This window comes from Ruegeria sp. CDSB136 (assembly GCF_059610965.1).
This window is the reverse complement of record NZ_JBXWOP010000050.1, coordinates 1-5,602: the sequence shown is the minus strand read 5'-3', so window position 1 is coordinate 5,602 and position 5,602 is coordinate 1. Positions and strand designations below refer to the sequence as shown.

The 5,602-nt window shown below is 51.7% G+C and carries 4 protein-coding genes and 2 pseudogenes; 1 reads left to right on the top strand and 5 read right to left on the bottom strand.

Annotation, left to right across the window (positions count from 1 at the left end; genetic code table 11):
- Positions 1–149: 149 nt before the first annotated feature.
- Positions 150–1,490: an adenylate/guanylate cyclase domain-containing protein gene (locus tag AC2FIR_RS23915; protein WP_496748168.1), complete on the bottom strand. Its 1,341-nt coding sequence runs from the start codon at positions 1,488–1,490 to the stop codon at positions 150–152.
- Between the two features lie 297 nt (positions 1,491–1,787).
- Positions 1,788–2,207, bottom strand: a complete 420-nt coding sequence (locus AC2FIR_RS23910) for an ester cyclase (protein ID WP_496748170.1) — start codon at positions 2,205–2,207, stop codon at positions 1,788–1,790.
- A gap of 273 nt (positions 2,208–2,480) precedes the next feature.
- Between AC2FIR_RS23910 and AC2FIR_RS23905 the strand changes: the two are divergent.
- A pseudogene (locus tag AC2FIR_RS23905) lies at positions 2,481–2,601 on the top strand (IS3 family transposase); the annotation flags it as partial.
- A 153-nt stretch (positions 2,602–2,754) separates the two neighbouring features.
- Here the strand turns inward: AC2FIR_RS23905 and AC2FIR_RS23900 are convergent.
- The 3 genes and pseudogenes from AC2FIR_RS23900 to AC2FIR_RS23890 all read right to left on the bottom strand — a co-directional run bounded on the left by AC2FIR_RS23900 (position 2,755) and on the right by AC2FIR_RS23890 (position 5,598).
- The gene (locus tag AC2FIR_RS23900; RefSeq protein ID WP_496748172.1) at positions 2,755–4,428 is read right to left on the bottom strand and encodes an acetolactate synthase large subunit; all 1,674 of its coding nucleotides are present in this window, start codon (positions 4,426–4,428) and stop codon (positions 2,755–2,757) included.
- A gap of 426 nt (positions 4,429–4,854) precedes the next feature.
- Positions 4,855–5,079 (bottom strand): annotated as a pseudogene (locus AC2FIR_RS23895) (IS6 family transposase); the annotation flags it as partial.
- A 420-nt stretch (positions 5,080–5,499) separates the two neighbouring features.
- The gene (locus tag AC2FIR_RS23890) at positions 5,500–5,598 is read right to left on the bottom strand and encodes a universal stress protein (RefSeq protein ID WP_496763471.1); all 99 of its coding nucleotides are present in this window, start codon (positions 5,596–5,598) and stop codon (positions 5,500–5,502) included.
- Positions 5,599–5,602: the final 4 nt, after the last annotated feature.

Sequence of the window (5,602 nt, the reverse complement as noted above, 5' to 3'; positions counted from 1 at the left end):
TTCCTTGCAGAAGATGTCTTCTGCAGTTTGCCGCAAAGCGCGACGGTTGGCTGCAGACGCCATCCACCCCATCCGCACAGCGGTCATTCACCCAAGTTGCCAAGAACGGCGGCTCTGCGGGACAACACGGTCAACTGCAATCACTGTCGCTACTTGGAATAAATCCAAACTTTCACATCAGACGTTCTTCCGCGGATTTTCTGAGGTCCCGCATCCATTAATCGATCAAGATTAGCATTTGGATCGTCCCGCTTGATTGCACACACTAGGTCGTCGCTCACAACCAGCTGAGTGTTAAATTGTCTGGTCAGGTGTTCGATCCTGCTTGCGATGTTCACAGTGTCGCCAATTACGCTGTATTCCAAGCGTCGTTCATTCCCTATGTCTCCAGCGACCACGGTGCCCCAGTGCAGTCCGATGCCAACTCGGATCGGGTCGTCTCCGAACAACACCCTTTTAGCGTTCCAATGGTCCAATGCTTCGATCATTTCATAGGCGCTGTTTAAGGCGTTTGCGGGGTCGTGAGGGCCCGGACGGGGAGTTCCAAAGGTCGCCATGAGCCCGTCGCCAATGTACTTATCCAAGGTGCCAGAGTTTTCGAAGACCGCTTTACCCAAACGGTCGTGATAGCCTCTAAGAAGCTCAATCACCTCATCGGCAGTCGCATTTTCGCAAAGTTTTGTGAAGCCTATAATGTCCGCAAAGAGTACCGCCACTTTTTGGCGCCTACCGGCTGAGAGACCAACATCTGATCTGCTTAATTGGTCTACAACATTTGGTGAAAAATATCTTGCCAGACTGGCCCGCTTTCTCTCAGTCGATAGGAGATTGCTAACGAGCCGCCGAGATCGCGCAACAACAACAGCAAGCCCCGCAGACAATATCACCACGACCAGTAATTCTGTGGCGGCATATCCGAGAAACAGAAAGTTGAGGTCAGCGCCTGCGGCAAGCCAGGCTTCGACTGTCTGTTCCGGCAGATCCAAATTACTGTATGCACCTGGCAGGCTCAAAAACCATACCCACATGCCGGCGCGAGCAATGATTATACTGATACCACACCAGACAACAAGGAAAGGTCGAAAACTAAACGATGCCTGCATAAGAAACATCAAAAAATACAGAAAACGCGCGGTATCCATCGAAATAGCCGGCGGCAACGAAGCGCCGGAAAACGGCACACTGAGGCTGAAAATTACCGCTAGAAATAGGCAATCTAACGTAACGAACACGTACTGAATGCTGCGTCCGCCAAGACGCGAGTAAGCCGCGATGTACTGCAAACCGCCAAGCAAAACAAAAGCGAAGATTTCAAGAAGAACAAAAAAATGCGATAATCCAGTCTCCGGGCTGTCAATGGCCTGCCACAGGAGAACAAGCGAAAGAGAAATGGTTCGGACCTTTGCGGCGAGCATCATGCCTTGGCGTTCTTCCTCAGCGAAAGCCGCGCCGCTGCGTAATAATGCTCTTTCTCGAGTGGTTTCCGACATGCGCCAGTAAGTCTAACCCAAACATGTCAAATCGCTAAGTCTTTCACGCGAAACAGGCGGAGAAGCAATACAAAGCCGTCTTCTTCGGGCTCAGCGCGGTCATCTGAGTGTTTTACGTAGATGACAGCTAAGCGGGGTTAAGCGGTCGTTTAGCAAAGAAATTTCGAATCTGCAGCCTCGAACGGCTGCTTTGCGTGAGAGCAGGCGCTGATCGATAGTTCGGCTATGACCGAGTTGCGGACCAAGCCGACGTTCAACAATAGTTGGCGAGTTAGCGATATGCCTTGAGATATGTCGTCAAGGCACGAGACCTAGCTGCTGAGCGATAGAAGCAGTGTCGTAATAATCTCTACCTTCTACTACTTTGCCATCCTCGACCCGCATAACACTGCAATAGCGCGTCTCTTGCCACTTACCAGTTGCCTCGAACGATCCAAGCGAAGATTCAAGTGGGCCGGTATGGGTTCCGCGATTGATAAACTCAACCACTGCTCTGTCGCCATCGACGACTACGTTTGTGACCTTCACCTTTCCATCGGGGAACGCACGTCGCCAGCGCTCATAGTCCATTCGATAGCCCTCAGGCCCGATTTGGCTCTCGCCTCGTGGGACGTCTTCGAACTGGCAGTTGTTCGCAATAACTGCGACACCGCGTACGGGATCACGCATGTCCCAAGATTCGTGGAATTGCCGAACGATCTTTTCTGTCGGATGCATCGCTAAGTTCCTTTGCGCGTATGTACGAGAAGAGTATCAACAGGAATCGGCCGGTCCACTACACGGTCCAACATGGGCCCAAGGCCGCCGCTCGCGTTTCCCCGGCAAGACCAAGTAGGTTGAATGCCTGTTTTGCGGACTTTGCCGTCATTGACGTCTCTGTATCGAATAGCCGCTTAGATGCCGCGCACCCGGTTCCCAGATGCGCAGCTTTGGCATTTACTCGCTTTACACGGTTTCCGAGTAAGCGCCATTTAGGTTGAGTGTGACGGTAACGGCCCAGGATTCGCTGCGCATGAAGTCCCGGGACTGGATTGTCGCCGTCGGTGCGAAGACCGCTTACATCGAACCAGGATCACCCTGGGAGAACGGATACAGAGCTGGTTTTTCTTCAGATTGGGAAACTTATGCCAAAGCGTTCAAAAACTACATTGAAATGCTAGCCCAGCTTGAAGCGCGTCTCGCCAGTGATGAACCCCATTTCTAAATGGCAAAACCTTTACCCGCCTTAGGCCAAAGCGCTCCGACAGACCTTCCACAAAACAGATTAGATCAAACAAACCTTTTCGGCCAGTTCATCAATCAGTACGCGTTGGTTTTCACTGTAATCAACAGGAAGATCGATCAGATGGACGCCATCAGCTGCAAACGCTTTCTCAAAGGTCAGTACCAGATCCTCAGTTCGCTCTACCCGGTGGCCTGTCGCACCATAGCTTCTGGCATATTCCACAAAATCAGGGTTTTTGAACTCCAGCCCCCAATCTTCAAACCCGGCGTGAGACTGCTTCCAGCGGATCATCCCGTACGAACTGTCGTTCAACACGGCCACAACCAGATTGAGCCCTAGTCGAACAGCGGTCTCGATCTCCTGACTATTCATCATAAAGCCGCCGTCGCCACATATCGCCATAACGCGACGGTCTGGATAAAATTTGGCCGCCATCATGGCGGAGGGAAGGCCGGCTCCCATCGTGGCCAGTGCGTTATCCAGCAGGACTGTGTTGGGCTGGTAGGCCTGATAATTTCGCGCGTACCATATTTTATAGATGCCATTGTCCAACGCGATGATATCGCAATCCCGCATAACTTTGCGCGTATCGGCCACAAAACGCTGCGGGATTACTGGGAAACGCGGATCATCTGCGCCTGCCGAGATGTGCATGTCGGTTTCCTGTTTGACCCGCTCGAAGTAGCTGCGGTCAAACTCCAAGGGACCGTCAAGCTTCTTTCCCAGCCGTTCAATAGATTGAGCCAGATCGCCAACAACCTCGACCTGCGGGAAATAGACTTGGTCGACCTGCGCGGCCTTGTAGTTCACATGGATAACCTTGGTTCCGCCTTCTTTCATGAAGAAAGGAGGCTTTTCCACCACGTCGTGACCCACATTGATAATCAGATCTGCCCGTTCGATCGCGCAATGTAAGTAGTCCCCATCGGATAACGCTGCCGTTCCCAAAAACAGATCGGACCGTTCGTCCACCACGCCTTTGCCCATCTGCGTGACAAAGAAAGGAATCTGCGTATCATTTACAAACTGACTGAGCGCACTGCGGGCGTGTTTCCGGTTGGCACCTGCCCCCAATAGCAGCAAGGGCATTTTGGCTGAGCGAATCATCTCGGCCGCCTCATTCAGAACCGTGTCACCTGCCACGGCATAGTAACGCGGATGAGGTTGCAGGACTGGTTCGGTGGTATCTTCGGCTGCTATATCCTCAGGAAGTTCCAGCAGAACCGCACCGGGTCGCTCCTCTTGCGCGACGCGAAACGCTTCGCGGATTAACGAGGGGATGGTGTTGCCGTGCACAATCTGCTTGGACATCTTGCAGATCGGATCAAACAGACCCACCACATCGATGATCTGAAACTGCCCCTGTTTCGATTTCTTGATCGGTTTTTGGCCCGTTATCATAACCAGAGGCATCCCGCCCAAATGCGCATAAGCTGCGGGTGTGGCAAAGTTTGTGGCACCGGGACCAAGTGTTGCCATGCAAACCCCCGCCTTGCCAGTCAAACGCCCATACGTTGCCGCCATGAATGCCGCCCCCTGTTCGTGACGGGTCAGAACAAGTTCAATCTTGGACGTCCTCAAGGACTCCAAAACATCCAGGTTTTCCTCACCCGGGACGGCAAAAACATACTCAACGCCCTCCGCCTCGAGCGCTTCGACCAGCAAATCCGAGGCTTTGGTGAACGACGACGCAGTTTGATCAAAAGGGGACATGTTCCCTCCTAGAGTCACATTGGGCCGGTCGGTTTGGCTCCACATGCACATGAATTGTCAGTAATTCAAATAGGATGCGGAAAATTCTGTTTTCAGTGGTTTGCAACCACCGATGCTCGAATTAACGCACCACCATCGAATTTCACCTGCTTTAATTCAATACAGCACGCGCGAAGGATAGCTTCAACAGCAGTACCGGCGTAAAGTGGGCACTGCAAAATGAATTCGAACAAGTATCAGCGCGGCCAACGAAATAGCATTTTTTTTGAAGCGGCCCAAAAAAAATTGGACAGTCGGCTCAGATGTGTCCCTAACCCTTGAGGGGATCGCCTTTCCTACATGTCTGCTAAACGGACTTTCCAACTGTTCGCTGCGGAGCGGTATTGCGAGACGATTTGAATGACCGCTCTGCCTACAAAGCGGCAAAGCGCGCAGTTGTTGCACCGGCGTGCACCTGAACTCTGAAGCTAACACCTGGCCGAACCTGTAAAACCAGTATCGGACAGTTTCATGGCTAACATTGATGCCTCGCTCTTGCAGCAAATCCTGCACATTCCGCAAAGAAAGCGAAAATTGGATGTACGAGATCACCGCAAGACGGATGATTTCGGGGCTGGTTTTGAAGTATTTGAATGAGGCAGGTTTGGTCATGGACAGAAGCTACGCAACCGCCCTGCCCCGCTCAAGCAAAGTACTTCTGACAAGGCCTCCTGCCGTCCTTCTTTGCTCTCTCTTCTAACGAGAGCACGCAGTAATTTGATCTGTAAAGAGAAAGACTTTGCAGAGCGGTGCGGAACAGAAAAACAGGAATCCGAAACGGTATCAGAGCTATCTAATCTGACAAGGCCGATGGACGAAGATTTGGAAAGCCCGCGGCCCGCCTAGTTCCAAGTTCGCCCTACATGGCCATCCTTCATTCTAATAAAATCAATACCGCAGTTAAGCTGAAAAAATGTAGAAAATCTAACCGCAACCCAAGGCTTCCTTGACATAGTTGCCTATTGTCTCACTTTATTTTGACTCACTAAGTGAGGGACCGCTCCATAAAGAACACACACCGCTAAACTTGGATCAACGAATTACATGAACCGAACACTTGGCGTGATGCACGACTCTGTTCGCAGTGGAACCTAGAAATATGTCCTCAAAACCAGGCTTGTGCGAGGCCAAGACG

What these genes read in the sequence shown, in the direction of transcription:
- AC2FIR_RS23915 (WP_496748168.1), bottom strand. Translation starts at nt 1,490, where the DNA reads ATGTCGGAAACCACTCGAGAAAGAGCATTATTACGCAGCGGCGCGGCT.
- AC2FIR_RS23910 (WP_496748170.1), bottom strand. Translation starts at nt 2,207, where the DNA reads ATGCATCCGACAGAAAAGATCGTTCGGCAATTCCACGAATCTTGGGAC.
- AC2FIR_RS23900 (WP_496748172.1), bottom strand. Translation starts at nt 4,428, where the DNA reads ATGTCCCCTTTTGATCAAACTGCGTCGTCGTTCACCAAAGCCTCGGAT.